Source organism: Diaphorobacter sp. (assembly GCF_050251835.1).
GTDB lineage: Bacteria > Pseudomonadota > Gammaproteobacteria > Burkholderiales > Burkholderiaceae_C > JBFXIE01.
Map to the genome: position 1 here is coordinate 1 of NZ_JBFWLZ010000045.1, position 21,837 is coordinate 21,837.

19 protein-coding genes are annotated in these 21,837 nt (G+C 66.7%); 5 read left to right on the plus strand and 14 right to left on the minus strand.

Features of this window, described 5'->3' with window-relative positions:
* Window positions 1-1,904: DNA topoisomerase III (locus AB7E35_RS13090; RefSeq protein WP_428167693.1), on the minus strand; the 1,904-nt coding region annotated here is incomplete at its 3' end.
* A gap of 106 nt (window positions 1,905-2,010) precedes the next feature.
* On the opposite strand from AB7E35_RS13090, the gene AB7E35_RS13095 reads away from it, so the two are divergent.
* From AB7E35_RS13095 to AB7E35_RS13105, 3 genes are read left to right on the plus strand one after another with little or no spacing between them, the layout of a single operon-like run.
* Window positions 2,011-2,652: an SET domain-containing protein gene (locus AB7E35_RS13095; protein WP_428164278.1), complete on the plus strand. Its 642-nt coding sequence runs from the start codon at window positions 2,011-2,013 to the stop codon at window positions 2,650-2,652.
* On the plus strand, window positions 2,649-3,485 hold the full coding sequence (locus AB7E35_RS13100; protein ID WP_428167694.1) for a biotin--[acetyl-CoA-carboxylase] ligase: 837 nt from the start codon (window positions 2,649-2,651) through the stop codon (window positions 3,483-3,485). The genes AB7E35_RS13095 and AB7E35_RS13100 overlap by 4 nt, the downstream gene beginning before the upstream one ends.
* Before the next feature lie 49 nt (window positions 3,486-3,534).
* Window positions 3,535-4,398, plus strand: a complete 864-nt coding sequence (locus AB7E35_RS13105) for an SPOR domain-containing protein (RefSeq protein ID WP_428167695.1) — start codon at window positions 3,535-3,537, stop codon at window positions 4,396-4,398.
* 21 nt (window positions 4,399-4,419) lie between these two features.
* On the opposite strand, the gene AB7E35_RS13110 is transcribed toward AB7E35_RS13105, so the two are convergent.
* From AB7E35_RS13110 to AB7E35_RS13130, 5 genes are all read right to left on the minus strand, one after another.
* Window positions 4,420-5,316, minus strand: coding sequence for an N-formylglutamate amidohydrolase (locus AB7E35_RS13110; protein ID WP_428167696.1), 897 nt, complete (start codon window positions 5,314-5,316; stop codon window positions 4,420-4,422).
* Between the two features lie 122 nt (window positions 5,317-5,438).
* Window positions 5,439-6,926 carry a sensor histidine kinase N-terminal domain-containing protein gene (locus tag AB7E35_RS13115; protein WP_428167697.1) on the minus strand — a complete coding sequence of 496 codons (1,488 nt, stop codon included), beginning with the start codon at window positions 6,924-6,926 and terminating at the stop codon, window positions 5,439-5,441.
* 31 nt (window positions 6,927-6,957) lie between these two features.
* Window positions 6,958-7,905, minus strand: a complete 948-nt coding sequence (locus tag AB7E35_RS13120) for a hypothetical protein (protein ID WP_428164283.1) — start codon at window positions 7,903-7,905, stop codon at window positions 6,958-6,960.
* Between the two features lie 61 nt (window positions 7,906-7,966).
* Window positions 7,967-8,641: a response regulator gene (locus tag AB7E35_RS13125; protein ID WP_428164284.1), complete on the minus strand. Its 675-nt coding sequence runs from the start codon at window positions 8,639-8,641 to the stop codon at window positions 7,967-7,969.
* Between the two features lie 55 nt (window positions 8,642-8,696).
* A complete protein-coding gene (locus AB7E35_RS13130) occupies window positions 8,697-9,188 on the minus strand; it encodes a MarR family winged helix-turn-helix transcriptional regulator (protein WP_428164285.1) in 492 nt (163 codons plus the stop codon).
* A 159-nt stretch (window positions 9,189-9,347) separates the two neighbouring features.
* Between AB7E35_RS13130 and recA the strand changes: the two genes are divergently transcribed.
* Both recA and recX read left to right on the plus strand, forming a co-directional pair.
* Window positions 9,348-10,487 (plus strand): recombinase RecA, encoded by a 1,140-nt coding sequence (recA, locus tag AB7E35_RS13135; RefSeq protein ID WP_428164286.1) that lies wholly within the window; start codon window positions 9,348-9,350, stop codon window positions 10,485-10,487.
* A 90-nt stretch (window positions 10,488-10,577) separates the two neighbouring features.
* On the plus strand, window positions 10,578-11,048 hold the full coding sequence (gene recX / locus AB7E35_RS13140; RefSeq protein WP_428167698.1) for a recombination regulator RecX: 471 nt from the start codon (window positions 10,578-10,580) through the stop codon (window positions 11,046-11,048).
* A gap of 170 nt (window positions 11,049-11,218) precedes the next feature.
* Here the strand turns inward: recX and AB7E35_RS13145 are convergent, their stop codons facing one another.
* The 8 genes from AB7E35_RS13145 to AB7E35_RS13180 form a co-directional block, all read right to left on the minus strand.
* On the minus strand, window positions 11,219-13,543 hold the full coding sequence (locus AB7E35_RS13145) for a DUF1631 family protein (RefSeq protein ID WP_428167699.1): 2,325 nt from the start codon (window positions 13,541-13,543) through the stop codon (window positions 11,219-11,221).
* A gap of 83 nt (window positions 13,544-13,626) precedes the next feature.
* Window positions 13,627-14,580, minus strand: coding sequence for a protein translocase subunit SecF (gene secF / locus AB7E35_RS13150; RefSeq protein WP_428164289.1), 954 nt, complete (start codon window positions 14,578-14,580; stop codon window positions 13,627-13,629).
* A gap of 14 nt (window positions 14,581-14,594) precedes the next feature.
* Complete coding sequence (gene secD, locus AB7E35_RS13155) at window positions 14,595-16,493, minus strand: protein translocase subunit SecD (protein ID WP_428164290.1); 1,899 nt, start codon at window positions 16,491-16,493, stop codon at window positions 14,595-14,597.
* 100 nt (window positions 16,494-16,593) lie between these two features.
* On the minus strand, window positions 16,594-16,926 hold the full coding sequence (gene yajC, locus AB7E35_RS13160) for a preprotein translocase subunit YajC (RefSeq protein ID WP_428164291.1): 333 nt from the start codon (window positions 16,924-16,926) through the stop codon (window positions 16,594-16,596).
* A 323-nt stretch (window positions 16,927-17,249) separates the two neighbouring features.
* The gene (locus tag AB7E35_RS13165; protein WP_428167700.1) at window positions 17,250-20,894 is read right to left on the minus strand and encodes an indolepyruvate ferredoxin oxidoreductase family protein; all 3,645 of its coding nucleotides are present in this window, start codon (window positions 20,892-20,894) and stop codon (window positions 17,250-17,252) included.
* Window positions 20,891-21,049: a hypothetical protein gene (locus AB7E35_RS13170; protein WP_428167701.1), complete on the minus strand. Its 159-nt coding sequence runs from the start codon at window positions 21,047-21,049 to the stop codon at window positions 20,891-20,893. The genes AB7E35_RS13165 and AB7E35_RS13170 overlap by 4 nt, the downstream gene beginning before the upstream one ends.
* Window positions 21,046-21,204: a hypothetical protein gene (locus tag AB7E35_RS13175; RefSeq protein WP_428164293.1), complete on the minus strand. Its 159-nt coding sequence runs from the start codon at window positions 21,202-21,204 to the stop codon at window positions 21,046-21,048. The genes AB7E35_RS13170 and AB7E35_RS13175 overlap by 4 nt, the downstream gene beginning before the upstream one ends.
* A 307-nt stretch (window positions 21,205-21,511) precedes the next feature.
* A complete protein-coding gene (locus AB7E35_RS13180; RefSeq protein WP_428164294.1) occupies window positions 21,512-21,817 on the minus strand; it encodes a flagellar basal body protein in 306 nt (101 codons plus the stop codon).
* Window positions 21,818-21,837: the final 20 nt, after the last annotated feature.

A 21,837-nucleotide genomic window follows, 5' to 3' on the forward strand; every position in this document is an offset into this window, starting at 1 on the left:
ATGGTGTCGCGGTCGTATTCCTTGGCCTTCTTGACCAGTTTCTCGGTCATAGCCTGAATCTGCTGCATGAAGGCTTCGCGGCTCAGCTGGCCCTTTTCCATTTGCGCCAGCTTGTATTCCCACTCGCCCGTCAGGTCGGCGCGGCACAGCTCCTGCACGTCCAGGCCGCGCAGCAGCGTCATCAGCTGGAAGGCCTTGGCCGTGGGAATCAGCTCGCGGCCTTCGCGCAGCATGTATTTTTCGGTCAGCAGGCCTTCGATGATGGCCGCGCGCGTGGCGGGCGTGCCCAGGCCTTTTTCCTGCATGGCGCTGCGCAGTTCTTCGTCGTCGATCTGCTTGCCGGCGCTTTCCATGGCGCCCAGCAGCGTGGCTTCGGAGTAGCGCGCGGGCGGCTTGGTTTTAAGGCCCTTGGCCTCGGCAAACTCGGTGTGCGTCATCTCGCCGGGCTTGACGGGCACCAGCGGCTGGCCTTTGTCGCCCGCCTTGCCGTCTTCGACTTCGTTGGCGGCCTCTTTGCCATAAATGGCCAGCCAGCCGGGCTTGACCAGCACCTTGCCCTCGGTCTTGAACGAGTGGCCGACGACCTGAGAAATGCGCGTGGTGACCTGGTACTCGGCGCTGGGGAAAAACACCGCCATGAAGCGCCGCACCACCAGGTCATACAGTTTTTGCTCGGCCTCGGACAGACCCGCGGGCGCCTGCGTGGTGGGGATGATGGCAAAGTGGTCGCTCACCTTGCTGTTGTCAAAGATGCGCTTGCTGGGGCGCACATAGTTGTCTTGCAGCGCCTGGCGCGCAAACGGGGCCAGGTGGCCCATGGGCGAGCCGGCCAGCATCTCGAAGGTCTGGCGTGCCACGGGCAGGTAGTCCTCGGGCAGCGCGCGCGAGTCGGTTCGCGGATAGGTCAGCGCCTTGTGGCGCTCGTACAGGGCCTGCGCCAGCGCCAGCGTGGTCTTGGCGGAAAAGCCAAATTTGCCGTTGGCCTCGCGCTGCAGGCTGGTCAGGTCAAACAGCAGCGGGCTGGCCTGCGTGGTGGGCTTGCTTTCCTCGGTGACGGTGGCGGCCTTGCCGCGCACGGCGTCTGCAATATCCCGGGCCTGCTGGTGCGACCAGACGCGGTCGGCGCGGGCCTCGGGGTCGGCGCTCTTCTTCCACTGCGGGTCGAACCACTTGCCCAGGTATTCGCCCGCCTCGGCATGGAAGCCCGCGTGGATTTCCCAGTAGTCGCGGCTGACGAACTTGCGGATTTTTTCCTCGCGCTCCACCACCAGCGACAGCGTGGGCGTTTGCACGCGGCCCACGGTGGTCAGGAAGAACCCGCCGTCGCGCGAGTTGAAGGCCGTCATGGCGCGCGTGCCGTTGATGCCCACCAGCCAGTCGGCCTCGGAGCGGCTGCGCGCCGCGCTGGCCAGGCCCTGCATCTGCGCGTCGCTGCGCAGGTTCTCAAAGCCGTCGCGGATGGCCTGCGGCGTCATGCTCTGCAGCCACAGGCGCCGGACAGGCTTGCCCAAGGCACCCTTGGCTCCGCCGGCGTACTGCTCGATCAGGCGGAAGATCAGCTCTCCCTCGCGGCCCGCGTCACAGGCGTTGACCAGCTCTGTCACGTCCTTGCGCTTGGCCTGCTTGACCACCGCGCTCAGGCGGCTCTTGGTCTTGTCCACGGGTTTCAGGTCGAAATACGGCGGGATGACAGGCAGGTGCGCAAAGCTCCACTTGCCGCGCTTGACGTCGAATTCCTCGGGCGCCTGGATCTCCACCAGGTGGCCCACGGCGCTGGTGACCACGTAGCGATCGTTCTCGAAATGGTCCTCGTGCTTCTCGAACTTGCCGGCGACCGGCGTGAGGGCGCGCACGATGTCCTGCGCCACCGAGGGTTTTTCTGCAATTACCAGTGTCTTGGTCATTTTGTGGGTCTCTTACGCCATACCGCGCCACTGTGGCGCTCCTACAATCCGCTGCTTGCGCGCGCACACGCGCACAGGTACACATCCAAGTTAACAGAGTTTCGCCATGCCCCGCACTGCTTCCACCGACGCTGCCGCGCCCAACGCCGGGCGTCGCATCCAGACCCGGCGCTCGGGCGTGCATGGCAAGGGCGTGTTTGCGCTGCAGGACATCGCCGAGGGCGAGGTCATCATCGAATACACGGGCGAGGTGATCAGCTGGCAAGAGGCACAGGATCGCCACCCGCACGACCCGGCGCAGCCCAACCACACCTTCTACTTTCACGTGGATGAAGACCGCGTGATCGACGCCAAGTTTGGCGGCAATTCTGCGCGCTGGATCAACCACAGCTGCGACCCCAACTGTTTTGCCGACGAGCAGGGTGGCCGCATTTTCATCACCGCGCTGCGCAACATCAAGGCCGGCGAAGAGCTGAACTACGACTACGGCCTGATCATCGAAGAGCGCTACACCAGGAAACTCAAGGCCGAATACCCCTGCTGGTGCGGCGCGCGCAACTGCCGCGGCACGCTGCTGGCGCCCAAACGCGGCTGGGCACCGCCGGGCCTGGCGCCCAAGGCCGCGGCCGCAGAGACCAAGAAGGCCAAGAAGACCGACAAGCCCAATCAAGCCAAAAGCCCAAAAAACAGCAAGAACGCCAAAGGCAGCGCCAAGCCCACCCCAACCCGCCGGAGCGCCCCCCTTTGAGCACCGCCACCCCCGCGCACTGGCCCGCCGAGGACATCTGGCAAGCGATCGCGCCGTTGCTGCCCGGCTTCACCGTGGAGGTGCTGCCGCACATCGACTCCACCAACACCGAGCTGATGCGCCGCGCGCGGGGCGGCCTGCTGGAGCCCACACTGCTGGTGACCGAAGAGCAGACCGCCGGGCGCGGGCGCCTGGGGCGCGACTGGCACAGCGCCGCCTACCAAGGCACCGGCGCGGTGCCTGCGCTCACCTTCTCGCTGGGCCTGCCACTGGCGCCGCACGACTGGTCGGGCCTATCGCTGGCCGTGGGCGTGAGCGTGGCCGAGAGCCTGCAGCCCGTCCTGCCCCCGGCGGGCAGCGGCCAGCCGCGCATCCTGCTCAAATGGCCCAATGATTTGTGGACGGACGATGGCCGCAAGCTGGGCGGCATTCTGGTCGAAACCGCCAGCCTGGCTGGGGCGTCTGGCACGGCTGGCGAGCCGCGTTACGTCGTCGTCGGCATCGGCCTGAACGTGCTGCCCGTGCTGACGCAAGGGCTGCGCACCCCGCCCGCCTGCCTGCGCGAGGTGGACGCCACGCTCACCGCCGCCCGTGCGCTGCAACGCATTGCCGCGCCGCTGGTGCAGGCACTGCTGGGTTTTGCCGAGCACGGCTTTGCCCCTTTCCAGGCGCGCTTTGCGCGGCGCGACCTGCTGGCCGGGCGCGCCGTCACGCTGAGCGACAGCACGCAGGGCACGGCCCACGGCGTGACCGACGACGGCACGCTGCTCGTGCACACCGCGCGCGGCATGCAGCCCGTCACCAGCGCCGAGATCAGCGTGCGCCCGCAATGACCGCCTGCGCACTTCCCCCCAGCCTGCCCGTGTTCTGAAGGACTGAACCATGCTGCGCCTTGCCGTCGTGCTTTTGCTGCTGGCCAATGCCGGTTACTACGCCTGGACCCAGGGGCTGCTGCGTGAATGGGGCCTGGCCCCGGTGGACGAGTCCGAGCCCCAGCGCCTGCAGCAGCAAATCGCCCCGAACAACCTGCGCCTGCTGCCGCCGCAGCGCGCGCCGGGCGACGTGGGCACACAGGCGGCGCTGGCTGCCGCACCCGCTTCCACACCGGCAGCTGCGGCGACGGCGGCAGCGCCAGAGTCTGCCGCCAGCGCGTCCGCCACTTCACCTGACTCTGCACCTGACTCTGCACCTGACTCTGCAGCTGCTTCTGCACCTGCTTCTGCGCCTGCGGCCCCCGCCCCCACCAACGCTGCCAGCGTGGCCAACACCAGCCGCCCCGCAGACCAGGGCGAGCCCCGGGTGTGCCTGCAGGCCGGCGTGTTTGACGCCGACCAGGCCCAATCGCTGCGCCAGGCCGCAGCCAGCCTGCCCGGCGGCAGCTGGGCGCTGGAGCCCACCACCATACCGGGGCGCTGGATGGTCTATATGGGCCGTTTTGCCGACGATGACGCCCTGGCCAGGAAACGCGCCGAGCTGCGCGCGCTCAAGATTGCATACGACCGGCCCGCCGCCGCGCTGGAGCCGGGGCTGTCGCTGGGCCGCTTTTCCACCGAAGAGGCCGCCCAGCGCGGTCTGGCCCTTCTGGTGGGCCAGGGCGTGCGCACCGCGCGCGTGGTGCAAGAGCGCGCCGATGCGCCCGGCTTCACCCTGCGGCTGCCCGCGGTGGCGCAGTCGCAGCGCGCGCGTGTGCAGGCCACGCTGGCGCCGGCGCTTGCGGGCAAAACGCTGCGGCCCTGCAGCAGCTGATGAGACTTGCAGCGGGGATCGTCAGCGCGGGTCGTGCGCGAGCAACTGCCCGACCAGCGCGTGCAGGTCGGCACACAGACGCTCGAACCCCTGGGGCACGATGTCCAGCGTCTGCTCGTCCATGTAGAGCTTGCGGTTGATCTCCACCTGGATGCTGTGGCGCTGCTGCGCCGGGTTGCCGTAGCGGCGCACCAGCTCCACGCCCTTGTAGGGGTGGTTGTAGTCCACGCTGTAGCCGCGAGCGCGCAGAAAGTCGCAGATCAGCGCCGACAGGGCCGGGCTGGCGGTACTGCCGTCGCGGTCGCCCACCACAAAGTCGGCATGGTGCAGGCCGGGGTGCAGCGTGGCGTGGCTGGCGGCCACTGCGGGCATGGAGTGGCAGTTGACGTGGATGCTGTAGCCGTGGCGCGCGTGGGCGGCGTCGATCTCGGCCGCCACGGCCGCGTGGTAAGGGCGCCAGCATTTGTCAATGCGCGCGCGCACCTCCTGCACGGTAAGCGGACGGTCGTAAATGGGCTGGCCGTCGTCGGTGAACTTCCAGATCAGCCCCTTGCCCAGGCGCACCTTTTGCAGCACCACGGGGTCGGTGGTGATGGGGTGCGGCCAGGGGGAGTCCAGCAGCGTGGCGTCCAGCTCCGTGGTGTCGCGGTTGGCGTCCAGGTAGATGCGCGGGAAATGCGCCTCCACCCAACCCACGCCCAGCGCGGGCGCGAAGGCATAGAGCTTTTCGACATGGGTGTCTTCGGCGCGGCGCAACACGGGCAGGGGCAGCGCCGCGCCAAAATCTGCCGGGTACACGGTGCCGCTGTGCGGCGAGTCCAGCACCAGCGGCGTGCGCCCGGCAATGCGCGAGACCAGGGGCGTCGCTACTGCGGGTGGCGCGCTGGCCGGGGTGGGTGCGGTTTGTTTTTCTGTCATGGCACGCTCTCGGGATGTCTGCAGCGCTTGATCTTGGCACAGGCCCGCGCCAGCGCTGGGCAGCAGGGCTTTCAGGCCCGGGGCGTCTTCTATCGGTCAAATTGGCTTCCAGCCCTTGTTAATCAGGCGCTAGTAGCTCTCTTATCCATAGCAGCTGATGATTCTGCAGGCGCCGATGTGCGGGCGCTGAAGCGCACACTGAAGCGCGCGCCTGGCATGGGGGCGCCGGGGCGCACGTCCTCCAGCTGCACCTCGGCGCCGTGCTGGCGCGCGATCTCGCGCACGATGGGCAGGCCCAGACCGGAGCCGTCGGCGTCGGTGCCCAACGCGCGGTAAAAGGGCTGGAACACCAGCTCGCGCTCCGCCACCGGCACGCCGGGGCCCGAGTCCTCCACCTGCAGCAGCACCACCTGCCCGAAGCGGTCGGGCAGCACCCGCGCGGTGACCATGCCCGGCTGGCGGGCGCTGGAGGGCGTGTAGTTGATGGCGTTGTCCACCAGGTTGCGCACCAGCTCCTTGAGCAGCGTGGGGTTGCCGTCCAGCCACACGCCGGCGTCGCCGGGGCTGGCACCGTCGTAGCCCAGGTCGATGTGCTTGTCCATGGCGCGCGGCACGCTGCCCTCCACCACCTCGATCACCACGCGCGCCAAATCCACCGGCTGGCGCTGCACCACGGCGCTGCCGGCCTCGGCGCGCGCCAGCGATAGCAGCTGGTTGACGGTGTGAGTGGCGCGGATGGACGAGCGCCCGATCTGCTTGAGCGACTGCTTGAGTTCCTCGGTGCTGGTGCCTTCGCGCTGCGCCAGGTCGGCCTGCATGCGCAGGCCCGCCAGCGGGGTCTTGAGCTGGTGCGCCGCGTCGGCCAGAAAGCGCTTTTGCGTGGCAATCGAGTCTTGCAGGCGGCGCAGCAGGTCGTTGACCGAGTCCACCAGCGGCGCCACCTCCATCGGCACGGCCTTGTGATCGAGCGGCGACAGGTCGTCGGGCTTGCGCGCGCGGATGCGCTCTTCGAGCTGGTGCAGCGGCTTGATGCCGCGCGCCAGCGCCAGCCACACCAGCAGCACCGCCAGCGGCAAGATCACGAACTGCGGCAGCATCACGCCCTTGATGATCTCGGTGGCCAGCACGCTGCGCTTGGCGCGGGTCTCGGCCACCTGCACCAGCGCGGCCGGGGCGTCCGGCAGCGGCACGCGCACCCAGATGTAGGCCACGCGGATGTCGATGCCGCGCAGCTCGGCGTCGCGCAGGCGCACCTCGCCGGAGAACACCCTTTCCTCGGGCGGCGGCAGCGGCAAGTCCCGCTCGCCCGACAGGTATTCGCCCGTGGGCGAGATCAGCTGGTAATAGACGATGTCGGACTCGTCGGCGCGCAATATCTCGCTGGCCGGCTGTGGCAGGTTGAACTGCACCTTGCCGTCCTGCACCGTCACCAGTTGCGCCAGCGCGTGGGCGTTGTATTCCAGCGCGCGATCAAAAGGCTTGTTGGCCAGGCCCTGCGCCACCAGCCAGGTCAGCGCCAGGCTCACCGGCCACAGCAGCAGCAGCGGCGTGAGCATCCAGTCCAGGATTTCGCCGAAGAGGGAGCGCTGCTCGCGCTGGAACAGCTTCACAGCTTTGCCCTGCCCGCGCTCTCAGCCAAGCTCAGCGCACCTCGCGCTCCAGCCAGAAAACATCTTCGCCCGCGTAGCGTTGCGCCGTGGCAGACGGACTCCTCCTGGCGGCGACCGTGTCTTCGCGGCACAGCAGCGTGTGGTTGATGGCCGCCAGCATGATGAGAAACTTCTTGCATTTGGTGCGACCGTCCTGGTAGCGCAGATAGACACGCGCGAACACCTGGGCACGCAGGCGGCTCGGCTCCTCGTAGGCATAGGCGATGAAGTTCCTGACCGCGCGCATCCGTACGTCCTCATGCCGCTCGCCGCCCTCTTGCCAATAAACGGCCTCGTCTTCATCGGCAATGAAGGAATTGACCCAGTAGGCATAGTCGCGGTCGAACATGATGCTGCTCGCCAGACGCAGCAGCTCTTTGGTCTGCGCCTCGTCCAGACTGTCGGACGGGTGGCGCGCACAGAAGGCCAGAGCCCGCTCCAACTCACGGGCCAGAGGCAATGCCGTCATGTTGATTTCGTTGTACAGACTGATGAGTTCACTGAGCTGGGTCTTGAACTCTGCAATCTCGTTCTGACCGTTGCCGAGCGTGTCCAGCAGGGGATACAGCTGGTACTTGTAGGCATGAACCTCGTCAACAAACGCAGCCAGCGCATCATTGGCTTCGCTGAACTGATCCAGCAGCTTGCTCGAGAGGCCCTCTTGATGCGCAAACCTGCGCTCGATGCGCTCCATGTCGCCGCCCAGGGTAATGCTGGGCATGTTGAGCGCGTTCACCACCTCCTTGATGAAGCGGCGCGACAAGGTATGCAGGGCGCCTTGCAATTGCTCGGTCACCACCGTGCGTACCGAGGTGTCGAGCTGCTGCACCTTGGCCTGATCGTTTTTGCGTTTTTGATTGACCAGAAAAGTGACGGCAGACGCCACGATCGCCATGCTTGTCGCGATATCCAGACCGATTTGCACCGAATTGAATTCCATAAACAGGTTGCATCAAGTAGCACGGCACATGCCGCGGGCACCTTGTATCAGAAGACCTGCATCACCCAGGTATTTTTTCCAGGCAGTAACCCAGGCCGCGCACCGTGGCAATGCGGATCGGGCCGCGCTCGATCTTCTTGCGCAGGCGGTGGATGTACACCTCGATGGCGTTGTTGCTCACCTCTTCGCCCCACTCGCACAGGTGCTCGACCAGCTGCTCCTTGCTGACCAGCCTGCCGGCGCGCTGCAACAGCACCTCCAGCAGGCCCAGCTCGCGTGCCGACAGCTCGACCATCTTGCCGTCGATGGTGGCCACGCGCCCGGCCTGGTCATAGACCAGCGGGCCGTGCTTGATGATGCTGCTGGTAGCGCCCATGCCGCGGCGCGTGAGTGCGCGCACGCGCGCTTCCAGCTCAGACAGCGCAAAGGGCTTGGCCATGTAGTCGTCGGCCCCCAGGTCCAGGCCCTTGACGCGTTCTTCAACCCCGTCGGCCGCGGTCAGAATCAGCACCGGCATGACCGCGCCGCGCCCGCGCAGGCGCTTGAGCACCTCCAGCCCGTGCAGCTTGGGCAGGCCCAGATCAAGGATCAGCAGATCGAACTCGTTGTTGGTCATCAGGGCCGCATCGGCCTCGGTGCCGCTGGCCACATGGTCCACCGCTGCCCCCGAGCCGCGCAGCGTGCGCAGCAAACCATCGGCCAGTACCTGGTCGTCTTCGGCAATCAGAATGCGCATGGGCTTGTCTCTCCTGGTAATGGCGGCGCGCCGCAGCATTTGGCACGCGCAAATTCTAGGGCGCGCCACCCTCGCCGCCGGCATAAGCCTCCAGGCCCAAAGCGACCACGGTGGCCACATCGGCGCCTACTTCAGCGCGGAACTCGCTTTCCGCCTGCGCCACCGCAGCGCGAAACGCCGCCAGCCACGCCAGCCCCGTGGGCGTGAAGCACACGCGGCGCGCGCGCGCGTCCAGCGGGTCGGCCTCACGCGTGACCAGGCCCCAGGCCTCGCATTGATCGACCAGGTTGGCCATGGATTGCTTGGTCATGCCCGCGCGCGCGGCCAGGTCGGTCAGGCGGTCGCCCGACAGCGACAGGTGGCGCGTGATGTGGATGTGCGCCGCACTCACCTGATCGCGCGCGGCAAGGTGCGACAGCGCCAGGGGCACCTGCACATCGCGCGCCATCAATTGCAGCACGCGCGCATCAAATCGCCGCATGGCGTGGCCCAGCAGGCGGCCCAGGTGAGTCTGGCGCCAACGGTCGTCGGGGGGTGAGGCACTCATGCGCCCATTGTCAGCCGAATCCGTCAGGCAAACTGATCAAAATTGGAATGGAAAAGACACAAATCACCCCTAGACTACTGTTCAAGCATCCAGCCTGTCGTTGAAAACAGTCCACGGCAGGCGACCAATATCAACCCACCCGACCCGAAGGAGCATTCCATGGACGCCATCGTCAAAGGCACCCCAGCAGCAGCCACCAGCGAAAAAGCCAAGGCCCTGCAGGCCGCGCTCGCCCAGATCGAAAAACAGTTTGGCAAGGGCACCATCATGCGCCTGGGCGAGGGCGAGAAGATCGAGGACATCCAGGTGGTCTCCACCGGTTCGCTGGGGCTGGACATCGCCCTGGGCGTGGGCGGCCTGCCGCGCGGGCGCGTGATCGAGATCTACGGCCCGGAAAGCTCGGGCAAGACCACGCTGACGCTGCAGGTGATCGCCGAGATGCAAAAGCTGGGCGGCACCTGCGCCTTCATCGACGCCGAGCATGCGCTGGATACCGGCTACGCGCAAAAACTGGGTGTGAACCTCAACGACATCCTCATCAGCCAGCCCGACACCGGTGAGCAGGCGCTGGAAATCGTCGATAGCCTGGTGCGCTCGGGCGCGGTGGATCTGATCGTCGTGGACTCGGTGGCCGCACTGGTGCCCAAGGCCGAAATCGAAGGCGAAATGGGCGACGCCCTGCCTGGCCTGCAAGCCCGCCTGATGAGCCAGGCGCTGCGCAAGCTCACCGCCACCATCAAGAAGACCAACTGCACGGTCATCTTCATCAACCAGATCCGCATGAAGATCGGCGTGATGTTCGGCAGCCCCGAGACCACCACCGGCGGCAATGCGCTGAAGTTCTATGCCAGCGTGCGCCTGGACATCCGCCGCACCGGCACCATCAAGAAGGGCGACGAGGCCATCGGCAACGAGACCAAGGTCAAGGTGGTGAAGAACAAGGTGTCGCCCCCGTTCAAGACGGCCGAGTTCGACATCCTGTTCGGCGAGGGCATCTCGCGCGAGGGCGAGATCATCGACATGGGCGTGAACGCACGCATCATCGAGAAAAGCGGCGCCTGGTACGCCTACAACGGTGAAAAAATCGGCCAGGGCCGCGACAACGCGCGTGAGTTCCTGCGCGAGAACCACGACCTGGCCGTGGAGATCGAAAACAAGGTACGCGAAAGCCTGGGCATTGCGCTGCTGCCCGGGGGCAAGCCGGCCGCTGCCGCCGATGCGCCCGAGGACAAACCCGCACGCGGCAGGAAGGCCGACAAGGCGGACAAGGCCGACGGCACGGGTGAGATCGAGGTCTGAACCGCGGCAGCGGCTTGCGTGGGTTTGTAGTCAAAACGGCTTACAGCCCATGCTAATAAAGCGCTAACAGCTCTTATTTTCATAGCGCTTATGGCATTTGGAAGCCTCTCCCTGAAAGCCCGCGCGCTGCACCTGCTGGCCCGGCGCGAGCATTCGCGCAGCGAGCTGCAGACCAAGCTGGCGCGCCATGTGCAAGAAGGCGACAACCTGGCCGCACTGCTCGACGAGCTGCAGGCGCGCGACTTCATCAACCCACAGCGGGTGGCTGAATCGGTGGTGCACCAGCGCGCCGCGCGCTTTGGCACCCAGCGCGTGCTGCAAGAGCTGCGCCGCAAGGGCCTGGATGACGACCTGGTGCGCGCCACCGCTGCCCAGCTAGCCGACACCGAACTGCAACGCGCCCGCGCCGTGTGGCGCCAGCGCTTTGGCAGCGCACCGCCCCCCGCCACCCCACAAGAGCGCGCCCGCCAGATGCGCTTTCTGGCTGCACGCGGCTTTGCCGCCGACGTGGTGCGCCGCGTGGTGCCTGGCCGGGGGTATGACGGCGACGAGCTGGAGTGAGGCTGGATCAAAAAACCCGTCATCCCCGCGCATGCGGGGATGCAGGTCAACACCCAGCCGCCGTGTGTAGCGATAAAGGCGGGGAATCCATCAGGTGATGGGTCAAAAACCACTTCAGCGCCCGTCCAGCAAGCGCTACCAGCTACATTTTCAGTAGCAAATGCGCCCAATCAACCCAGCAGCCGCTCAGGATTGGCGTCGAGTTTGGTCAGCGCATCGCGGGTGGCGCGCAAGGTCAGGCTTTCTTCCTCTTGCGCCGTCAGCAGCCCTGCCTGCAGGTAAGCCGCAAGGCGTTTGAGCTGCACCAGGTAGCTGCTGCCGTCGGTGGCGGCGAACAGGTGCAACTGCTTGCGCTGACTGTGCCAGACGTACTGCACCGGCATGGAGGCGCCGTTGTGGTCCAGCGTGAACCAGGTGCCCAGCAACAGCTGCTGCGCCCAGGCCACCATGTCGTCCTGCACGGGGGCGCCGTTATCGGCAATGACGTGGATGGCCGAGGCGTCGATGCCCAGCAGCATCTCGATGTTGTCCGCGCTCAGCAGCAAGTCGCCCTGCGCCTCGTCACCGATGTAGTCCTCCAGATTGGCCAGGCGCCGGGCCATGGCGTCGATGTGCGCCTTGGGGATCTCGGCCGTCTTGGACAGGAAGGCGTCGGCCAGCGTGCTGGTCAGCACCTTGATCTGCGCGTCCTGCTGCGCGCCGGTCACGCCGATCAGCACCAGCCCCTGGCGCAGGCTTTGCAGCAGCGCGGGCAGCTGCTGTATGACCTGTGCGCGGTCGGCGCGGTTGGGCTTGGCGCTGGCGGCCCACACCAGGTCAGCCGCGGCGCGCTTGTAGGCCACGGTGTCGGCATGCTGGGGCCCGCCGCGCACGGCCGACATGGCCAGCACCTCGGCCCAGGTCTTGAACAGGAACTCACGGATCTCGTCGCGCACCGGCATGTCCTTGAGCATGGAGCGCAGCTCAATGGTGTACTGGATGGCCAGCGTCTCGCGCTGCTCCACCTGCTGGGCCACGCTGACGATGCGTGCCGTGCCCTGCTTCTCGGTGAGGTACTTGGCCAGGAATTTCTCGAACTCGTCGTGCACCAGCTGGAACACACGCTGCCCGGTCTCGGGGTATTGCTCGATCACCTGCACGATGCGGCGGATCTCGGCCTCCAGCGCGCTGCCGCTGATGGCGCTGGCGTCAAAGCCCAGCACGCAGGCGCCCATGCGGTCGATCAGCTGGCGTGCGGGGTGGCTCAGGTTGTTGAAGAACTCGGGCTCGGCCAGCGCCACGCGCAGCACGGGCACCTGCAGCCGCGCAAACCACACCCGCACCGATGGCGGGATGCGCTCTTCGCTCAGGATGCTCTGGAACATCAGCGCCACCACCTCGATGATGGCCTTCTCGCTGGCGGTGCCGGCCTTTTTCTTGAACTCGGCCGAGCGCTCGCGCACCTCGCTGGCCACCTGCATCACCAATTGCGGGCTGTAGTCCTGCACCAGGGTGGCCATGCCGCTGTAGTAGCTGTCGGCCTGCACGCGCTGGGCCGACAACGCATGCGCCAGCGCCGCAGTGGCGGGCGGCGCCTGCACCATGTCGTAGCCGGTGCTGGGCTGCGTCAGCAGGCGCCGCAGCTGCACCATCATGCCCTGGGCGCGCTGGCGCGCGCGCACCAGCGGGCTGGCCATGCCTCCAGGCCCTGACATGAAGGCCGTGGGCGCCTGCCGCGTGTGCATGAACTGCGTTTGCTGCTGCGCCCATTGCGCGCGTGACTGCTGCAGGGCCTGCGATGCCAGTCCTGCCTGGCCGGTAGCCGGCGCCGCAGGGCTGCCCGTGGCGGGCGCAGACGCGGCGCGGCGCACGCGCGCGCGCAGATCCTCCTGCACCACGACACCCTGGTCGTCATAGAACTTCACCAGCGCCTGGTACTGCGACAGCATCAGTGCCGCCAGCCCGCGCTGCAGCGGATCCAGCACCAGTTGCAGGTGTTCGCGCTCCAGGCCGGCTTCCAGCCATTGCTCGACCAGGTGCAGGCACAGCGTCTCGGGACGCAGGATGTCGCTGCCGATCAGCTCGCGCGCCTCCAGGTGCTGGGTGCGCTGGCGGGCGGCATCGAAGGGCGCAGCCACGTGTTCGGTGACGGTCAGTGCGATGCGCGAAGCGATGATCTTGTTTTCCAGCACATCATCGCCCACCAGTTCCAATGCCCCGATGCCCTCTGATGACCGCAGGCTTGCCGGCGTTGAGACGGGACGCTGCACCAGGCTTTCGCGCCAGGCGCGCCCGAGCCGCTCCACCCAGGTCTTGTGGTGCGCCTGGTGGCCGAGCCAGGCATCGCGGCGCTGCTGCATTTCGCGCTGCGTGCCGGTGTGGCCCATCAGGTCGGTGAGAAAGTCATGGATCTGCTTGTCCAGTGCCGGCAGACTGGCGCACATTCCGTCCACGAAGCGCTGGCGGGCCAGCGTGGCCAGCCGGCGGTGGGCAGGAGTGGTGGGCGCAATGTCCATAACGCTGTGATGTTAGCTGCTGCCGCCCGCCCGGCGCAGCGCCTGGGAAGGCGCGCAGACAGCGCAGGCGCAGCCAGCCATGTTCAGACCACCGCGCCAGAGTTGGGGTCTGCCGGGTCGCCGTCCTTGCGCGGGGGCGCCTTGACCAGGTCTTCGCGCTTGACCCCCAGCCACATGGCAATGGCCGCGGCCACAAACACCGACGAGTAAATGCCAAACAAGATGCCGATGGTCAGCGCCAGCGCAAAGTAGTGCAGGCTGGGGCCGCCAAAGAAGAACATGGCCAGCACCATGGCCTCGGTAGAGGCGTGGGTGATGATGGTTCGGCTCATGGTGCTGGTGATGGCATGGTCGATCACCTCGCGCGTGTCCATCTTGCGAAAGCGGCGGAAGGCCTCGCGGATACGGTCAAAAATCACCACCGACTCGTTCACCGAGTAGCCCAGCACCGCCAGCACGCCGGCCAGCACCGACAGCGAAAACTCCCACTGGAAGAACGCAAAAAAGCCCAGGATGATGACCACGTCGTGCAGGTTGGCGATCACCGCCGCCACGCCGAACTTCCACTCGAAGCGGAAGGCCAGGTAGATCACGATGCCCAGCACCACCATGCCCAGCGCCATCAGACCGCCGTGGACAAGCTCTTCGCCCACCTGCGGGCCGACGAACTCGGTGCGCCGCAGGGTGACCTCGGGGTCTTGCGCCTTCAGGGCGGTGAGCACCTGCTCGCTTTGCTGCGCCGACGTGACGCCCTTTTGCACCGGCAGGCGGATCATCACGTCGCGCGAGGTGCCGAAGTTCTGCACCACCACGTCGGCGTAGCCCAGGCTGGCCACCGTTTCGCGCACCTTGGCCGTGTCGGCCGTCTGCGTGTAGGCCACCTCCATGACGGTGCCACCGGTGAACTCCACCGACAGGTGCAGCCCGCGCGTGACCAGAAAGAACACAGCCAGCGCAAAAGTGATGAAGGAGATCGCGTTGAGCACCAACGCGTACTTCATGAACGGGATGTCTTTTTTGATGCGGAAAAATTCCATGATTTTTCCCTTTCTTAGTTGCCGTTACCACGGGCTGCCACCGAGCGGTGCCCATCGCCTTCGGGCTTCCACACCTGGCCGATCGACACGCTCTTGAGCTTTTTCTTGCGCCCGTACCACAGGTTGACCAGCCCACGCGAGAAGAACACCGCCGAGAACATGCTGGTCAGGATGCCGATGCAGTGCACCACGGCAAAACCGCGCACCGGCCCCGTGCCGAAGGCCAGCAGCGCCACGCCGGCAATCAGCGTGGTGACGTTGGAGTCCAGGATGGTGGCCCAGGCGCGCTCGTAGCCGGTGGCAATCGCCGCCTGCGGCGCCACGCCCGCGCGCAGCTCTTCGCGGATGCGCTCGTTGATCAGCACGTTGGAGTCGATGGCCACGCCCAGCGCCAGCGCCATGGCGGCGATGCCGGGCAGGGTCAGCGTGGCCTGCAACATGGACAGGATGGCAATCAGCAGCAGCACGTTCACGCCCAGAGCGATGGTGGAGAACACGCCGAACAGCATGTAGTACACGCACATGAAGGCGGCGATGGCCAACATGCCCCAAACCACCGACTGGATGCCGCGGTCGATGTTGTCGGCGCCCAGGCTGGGGCCGATGGTGTATTCCTCGATGATCTCCATGGGTGCGGCCAGGGAGCCGGCACGCAGCAGCAGCGCGGTGTCGTTGGCCTCGGCCGTGGTCATGCGGCCGGAAATCTGCACGCGGCCGCCGCCGATCTCGGAGCGGATCACCGGGGCCGTCACCACCTCGCCCTTGCCCTTTTCGAACAGCACGATGGCCATGCGCTTGCCGATGTTTTCGCGCGTGATGTCCTTGAAGATGCGCGCACCCTTGGCGTCCAGCGTCAGGTTGACGGTGGGCTCCTGGGTCTGGCCGTCAAAGCCGGGCTGCGCGTCGGTGAGGTTTTCGCCGGTCAGCACGACCTGCTTCTTGACGATCACGGCCTGGCCGTTGCGGTCCAGGTAGCGCTCGGCGCCAAAGGGCACGGGGCCGGTGCCCATCTCTGCCGCGCGGGCCTCGGTGCCCTCGTCCACCATGCGCACTTCCAGCGTGGCGGTGCGCCCCAGGATGTCCTTGGCCTTGGCGGTGTCCTGCACGCCGGGCAGCTGCACGACGATGCGGTCCAGCCCCTGCTGCTGGATCACCGGCTCGGCCACGCCCAGCTCGTTGATGCGGTTGTGCAGCGTGACCATGTTCTGCTTGAGCGCCTGCTCCTGCACGCGGCGCAGCGCCTCGGGCTTGATGGTGGCGCGCAGCGTGAAGCCGCTGCCGTCGGGCCCGCTGGCGGTGGCCAGGTCCGGGAACTGGTCGGCGATCAGGTTGCGCGCGGCCGTCAGCGTGGCTTCGTCCTGCACGCGGATGTCCACGGCCTGGCCGTCGCGGCTGATGCCGCCGTGGCGAATGCTCTTTTCGCGCAGCGCGGTGCGCAGATCGCCGGCATACGACTCGGCCTTCTTGGTCAGCGCCGCCTGCATGTCCACCTGCAGCATGAAGTGCACGCCGCCGCGCAAGTCCAGGCCCAGGTACATGGGGCGGGCGTTGATCGCGGTGAGCCAGGCGGGCGAGCGCGACACCAGGTTGAGCGCGACGATGTAGGCGGGGTCGGACGCATCGGTGATCAGCGTCTTTTCGATCGCATCCTTGGCCTTGAGCTGGTCGTCGGGCGTGGCAAAGCGCGCCCGCACCGAGTTGCCATCGAACACGATGGAGTCCGAGACCAGGTCGGCTGCCTTGAGCGCCTCTTCGACGCGCTGCTGCACGGCCGCATCCACCTTGACGGTGGCCTTGGCCGATGACACCTGTACAGCAGGCGCCTCGCCATAGAAATTGGGCAGGGTGTACAAGGCCCCCACGAGCAACACGATCACCAGGATCGCGTACTTCCAGACCGGATAACGGTTCATGATCGCGCTTCTTCAATCCATGAGAGGCAGCGGGCTGCGGAATGCGGCACCGCACTGCCCCAGTAAACCGGGCGCCAGGCCCGGCGTGGCGGGCTGTGACTTATTTGACGGTGCCCTTGGGCAGCACCTGCGCCACGGCGCTGCGCTGCACTTGCACTTGCACGCCGTTGGCGATCTCCAGTTGCAGATAGCCTTCGGACAGGCTGGTGACCTTGCCCAGCAGGCCGCCCACGGTGGCCACTTCGTCGCCCTTGGCCAGGGCGTCGATCATGGCGCGATGCTCTTTCTGGCGCTTCATCTGGGGGCGAATCATGATGAAGTACAGCACCACGAACATCAGCACCAGCGGCAGCATGCTGGTCAGCGAGCCCATCAGGCCGGTATCGGCAGCGGCGGCAGGTGCGGTCTGGGCAAAAGCGGAAGAGATAAACACGGGCAGGAGCTCCACTCAAACAGGTAAATAGGTAAGGGGGACAGGCAGGGCACAGGCGTTCGGGCCGCGCCACGCGATCACGCGCGCCGGCCAGCCGGCCAAGGTAGCGGGGCATTGTATGCGGCGCTGTAATCCACCTGAGAGGCCGGGCTTGACACGCTCCTGGCAAGCGCCTGGCAGGCGCAAGGGTCGAACACGGGCGGACGCAAGCTGCCGGGCACTTGCAGCGAAAGTTTGGTTAAAAATGCCTTCAGCCCTTTATATTCAATCGCCAGCAGCTATTATTATCGTAGCAAAATTCGCTCTCGCCACCCGCGGCACTCTCATGCCGACCGACGCTGGCTGCCCGCCGGGTCGCGCCAGCGATCCATCAGCGCGTACCACTTCTTGCGGGCCACCTGCAGGTGACGCAGCTTCACATGGCCGTAACCACGGATGTCCTCGGGGATGCGGGCAATCTCCACGGCCAGCGGCAGGCGCTCGGGGGTGAGGCCCGCCAGCAGCTCGTCGATGCACGCGCGGTATTCGCGGACCAGTGCCCGCTCGGTCTGGCGCTCTGCGGTGCGGCCGAAGATGTCCAGCGCCGTGCCGCGCAGGCCCTTCATGCGCGCCAGCACAGCCAGGGCCTTGCGCATCCACGGGCCGTAGCTTTGCTTGAGCGCCTCGCCCCGGTCGTTGTGCCGGGCCAGCAGGGGCGGCGCCATGTGGTGCACGATGCGCCAGTCGCCCTCGAACATGCCCTCCAGCCGGGCGGTGAAGACCGGGTCGGTGTGCAGGCGCGCCACCTCGTACTCGTCCTTGTAGGCCATCAGCTTGAACAGGTAGCGCGCCACCGCCTCGGTCAGGCGCGTGCCCTGGCCCAGCGGCTCCTCGGCCGCGCGCACCTTGTCCACAAAGGCGCGGTATTCGGCGGCGTAGGCCGCGTGCTGGTAGCCGACCAGAAAATCTTCGCGCCGGGCGATGGTCTCGGCCAGAGCGGGTTTTTTGACAAACTGGATCACCTGCGCGGTCTGCCGGGTGGCCGCATACAGCGCCTGCACGCCCGCCAGGTCGTGCGCGCAGCGGCGGCCCCATTCAAAGGCCGCCTGATTGTTGGCCACCTGCACACCGTTCAGCTCCATGGCCCGCATCAGCGCAGCATGCGACAGCGGCACACGGCCCTTTTGCCAGACATAGCCCAGCATCAGCGGGTTGGTGTAGATGCTGTCGCCCAGCAACTGCACGGCGGCCTGTTCGGCGTCGAACACCCCCAGGAAATCGGCGCCCACGGCGGTGGCAATCGCCGCCTCGCAGCTCTCGGCCGGAAATTGCCAGTTGGGGTTGTGCACGAAGGCGGCAGTCGGCGTGCCGTGGCTGTTGAGCGCGACAAAGGTGCGCCCCGGCCGCATGACGGCCAGCGTGGCTGCGTTGGCGGTCACGATGGGGTCGCAGCCGATGACCAGGTCGGCCTTGGCCGTGTCCACCTTGGTGGTGTGGATGGCGCCCTGCCGGTTGGCGATCTGCACATGGCTCCAGGTGGCGCCGCCTTTTTGCGCCAGCCCTGCCGCATCTTGCGTGATGACGCCCTTGCCCTCCAGGTGCGCGGCCATGCCCAGCAGCGACCCGATGGTGATCACCCCCGTGCCGCCCACGCCGGCCACGACGATGCCCCACGCGGCTTCGGCCACCGGCAGCACCGGCTCGGGGATGGGCGCCATCGCGGTCAGATCGCCCTTCTTGTCGGTCTTGTCCTGCCTGGGCTTTCTGAGCTGGCCGCCCTCGATGGTGACGAAGCTCGGGCAAAAGCCCTTCAGGCACGAGTAGTCCTTGTTGCAGGTGTTCTGGTTGATGCGGCGCTTGCGGCCAAACTCCGTCTCCACCGGCTCCACCGACAGGCAGTTGGACTGGACGGAGCAGTCGCCGCAGCCCTCGCACACCAGTTCGTTGATCACCACGCGCCGGGCCGGGTCGGCCATGCTGCCGCGCTTGCGGCGGCGGCGCTTTTCGGTGGCACAGGTCTGGTCGTAGATGAGGGCGGTGCAGCCTGGCACCTCGCGCAGCTCGCGCTGGATGCGGTCGAGCTCGTCGCGGTGAAAGACCTCCACACCCGGCGGCAGGTCGTTGAGCAGCTCGTGGTGCCTGGCGCGGGCGGGGTTGACGTCCAGGCTGTGCGTGCGGCCGTGGTACTTGGCGGGCTCGTCGGTCACCACCACCAGCCGGGCCACGCCCTCGGCGCGCAGGCTGTGGGCGATCTGCGCCACCGAATGCCCCTCGGGGCGCTCGCCCACCTGCTGGCCGCCGGTCATGGCCACCGCGTCGTTGTACAGAATTTTGTAGGTGATGTTGGCGCCCGAGGCAATGCTCTGGCGAATGGCCAGCAGCCCGCTGTGAAAGTAGGTGCCGTCGCCCAGATTGGCGAACACATGCCGGTCTTTGCTGAACGGCGCCTGCCCCACCCAGGTCACGCCTTCGCCGCCCATCTGGGTGAAGGTGCTGGTGTTGCGGTCGGGCATCCAGGTGGTCATGTAGTGGCAGCCAATGCCGGCCACGGCGCGCGAGCCATCGGGCACGCGGGTGCTGGTGTTGTGCGGGCAGCCACTGCAAAACCACGGCATGCGCTCGCCCGTATCCCGCTTTTCTTCGGCCAGCCCGCGTTCGCGCGCATCCAGGATGGCGATGTGCGCATCCATGCGCGCCGCCACGTCGCCCGGCACGCCCAGCTTGCGCAGGCGCCTGGCGATGGCGCGCGCGATGATGGCGGGCGTCAGGTCGGCCTTGGGGCGCAGCAGCCAGTTCTGGCTGGGGTTGGGCATGCTCCACTCGCCGCCGGTGTTGTCGCCCTCTTGCTCGTCAAACTTGCCCAGCACGTTGGGGCGCACGTCCGGGCGCCAGTTGTACAGCTCTTCTTTCAGCTGGTATTCGATGACCTGGCGTTTTTCTTCCACTACCAGAATTTCTTGCAGCCCCTGGGCAAAGTCGCGCGTGATGGTGGCCTCCAGCGGCCAGACCACATTGACCTTGTGCACCCGTATGCCAACGCTGCGGCAGGTGTCGTCGTCCAGGCCCAGATCAATGAGCGCCTGGCGCATGTCGTTGTAGGCCTTGCCGCTGGCGATGATGCCGAAGCGGTCATTCGGCGTGGCCACCACGTTGTGGTTGAGCCGGTTGGCACGCACATAGGCCAGCGCGGCGTACCACTTGTAGTCCATCAGGCGCGCCTCTTGCTCCAGGGGCGCGTCGGGCCAGCGGATGTGCAGGCCGCCGGGCGGCATGGTGAAGTCCTCGGGCAGCACGATCTTCACGCGGTCCGGCTCCACCGACACGCTGCTGGACGACTCCACCACCTCCTGAATGGTCTTGAGCCCCGACCACAGGCCCGAAAAGCGGCTCATGGCAAACGCATGCAGTCCCATGTCCAGAATGTCCTGCACGCTGCTGGGAAAGAACACCGGCGTGCCGCAGGCCTTGAAGATGTGGTCGCTCTGGTGCGCTGCGGTGCTGCTTTTGCTGATGTGGTCATCCCCCGCCACGGCGATCACGCCGCCATGCCGGGCCGTGCCGGCCATGTTGGCGTGCTTGAACACATCGGCGCAGCGGTCCACCCCCGGCCCCTTGCCATACCAGATACCGAACACGCCGTCGTACTTTTTGCTTTGCGGGTACAGGTCCAGCTGCTGCGTGCCCCACACCGCCGTGGCGGCCAGTTCCTCGTTCACGCCGGGCTGAAAGACGATGTGGTTGTCCGCCAGGTATTTCTTGGCCGCCCACAGCGACTGGTCGTAAGTGCCCAGCGGGCTGCCGCGATAGCCGCTGATGAAGCCCGCGGTGTTCAGCCCCGCGGCCACGTCGCGCTGGCGCTGCAGCATGGGCAGGCGCACCAGGGCCTGCACGCCGCTCATGAAGGCACGGCCATGGGCCAGGGTGTATTTGTCGTCGAGCGTGACGGTTTCGAGCGCGCGGCGGACCGACTCAGGTAGCGGGGCGTTCATCGTGCACCTCCTTCGCAAGCGCGCTCGTCGCCAAATCCACTGCGCCCGGCTGCGCCGTTCGCTGCGTAGTTGTGGCGCAACCCGCTGTGCGGGTTGTCGTCGAGCGTGACGGTTTCGAGCGCGCGGCGGACCGACTCAGGTAGCGGGGCGTTCATCGTGCACCTCCTTCGCAAGCGCGCTCGTCGCCAAATCCACTGCGCCCGGCTGCGCCGTTCGCTGCGTAGTTGTGGCGCAACCCGCTGTGCGGGTTGTCGTCGAGCGTGACGGTTTCGAGCGCGCGGCGGATCGACTCGGGCAGTGGGGCGTTCATGGCTTGTCTCCGTGGTGGCCTGCGGCGCCTCGTAAGCGCCGCATTTTTTGCGCAGTGTAGGCCCGACAAACCGGCAGGTGTGTTCTTTGTTGCCCGCATTTGCACCAATGCGCGCACGCTGCGGCAGGACGCACGCGCGCCCAGGCCGCAAGGCCCCGCCCGCCACGCGCGGTGGATGCCGGCCTGCACGGGCGCATGACGGTGGTCAAAAGCGTGCGATTGCTACGTTATCAATAGCTGCTAGCGCTTGTCCTATAAGCGCTGGAGGCACTTTTGCCCCACAGTCCTCAGACCCATGCCGCCAAGCTCAGGCGCGCACGTCCAGCAGGGCGCCCGCCATGTCGTCGGCGCGGCGCAGCACCAGCGCGTTGGCCTTGAAGGCGTAGGTGGCGCTGATCTGCTGCACCGCCTCTTGCTCCAGGGCCACGCCGGGCGTGGCGGCAGGGGTGGCGACACGCGCCTGCACGCCGCCCGGCTGCTGCGCAGCCTGCAGATCCACCACCTGACTGCGAAAGCCCGGGGTGTTCATGTTGGCCACGTTGTGGGCGCTGCTGTCCATGCGCAGCTGCGCGGCCTGCAGGCCGGATCGGGCGATGGAAAAAAGGGCGGTCATGGTGGTTTCATTATCGGCCG

Excerpts from the sequence above, each read along its gene's own strand:
- AB7E35_RS13095 (WP_428164278.1), top strand. The coding sequence starts at position 2,011 with ATGCCCCGCACTGCTTCCACCGACGCTGCCGCGCCCAACGCCGGGCGT.
- AB7E35_RS13105 (WP_428167695.1), top strand. The coding sequence starts at position 3,535 with ATGCTGCGCCTTGCCGTCGTGCTTTTGCTGCTGGCCAATGCCGGTTAC.
- AB7E35_RS13110 (WP_428167696.1), bottom strand. The coding sequence starts at position 5,316 with ATGACAGAAAAACAAACCGCACCCACCCCGGCCAGCGCGCCACCCGCA.
- AB7E35_RS13120 (WP_428164283.1), bottom strand. The coding sequence starts at position 7,905 with ATGGAATTCAATTCGGTGCAAATCGGTCTGGATATCGCGACAAGCATG.
- AB7E35_RS13125 (WP_428164284.1), bottom strand. The coding sequence starts at position 8,641 with ATGCGCATTCTGATTGCCGAAGACGACCAGGTACTGGCCGATGGTTTG.
- AB7E35_RS13130 (WP_428164285.1), bottom strand. The coding sequence starts at position 9,188 with ATGAGTGCCTCACCCCCCGACGACCGTTGGCGCCAGACTCACCTGGGC.
- recA (WP_428164286.1), top strand. The coding sequence starts at position 9,348 with ATGGACGCCATCGTCAAAGGCACCCCAGCAGCAGCCACCAGCGAAAAA.
- recX (WP_428167698.1), top strand. The coding sequence starts at position 10,578 with ATGGCATTTGGAAGCCTCTCCCTGAAAGCCCGCGCGCTGCACCTGCTG.
- AB7E35_RS13145 (WP_428167699.1), bottom strand. The coding sequence starts at position 13,543 with ATGGACATTGCGCCCACCACTCCTGCCCACCGCCGGCTGGCCACGCTG.
- secF (WP_428164289.1), bottom strand. The coding sequence starts at position 14,580 with ATGGAATTTTTCCGCATCAAAAAAGACATCCCGTTCATGAAGTACGCG.
- secD (WP_428164290.1), bottom strand. The coding sequence starts at position 16,493 with ATGAACCGTTATCCGGTCTGGAAGTACGCGATCCTGGTGATCGTGTTG.
- AB7E35_RS13165 (WP_428167700.1), bottom strand. The coding sequence starts at position 20,894 with ATGAACGCCCCGCTACCTGAGTCGGTCCGCCGCGCGCTCGAAACCGTC.
- AB7E35_RS13170 (WP_428167701.1), bottom strand. The coding sequence starts at position 21,049 with ATGAACGCCCCGCTACCTGAGTCGGTCCGCCGCGCGCTCGAAACCGTC.
- AB7E35_RS13175 (WP_428164293.1), bottom strand. The coding sequence starts at position 21,204 with ATGAACGCCCCACTGCCCGAGTCGATCCGCCGCGCGCTCGAAACCGTC.
- AB7E35_RS13180 (WP_428164294.1), bottom strand. The coding sequence starts at position 21,817 with ATGACCGCCCTTTTTTCCATCGCCCGATCCGGCCTGCAGGCCGCGCAG.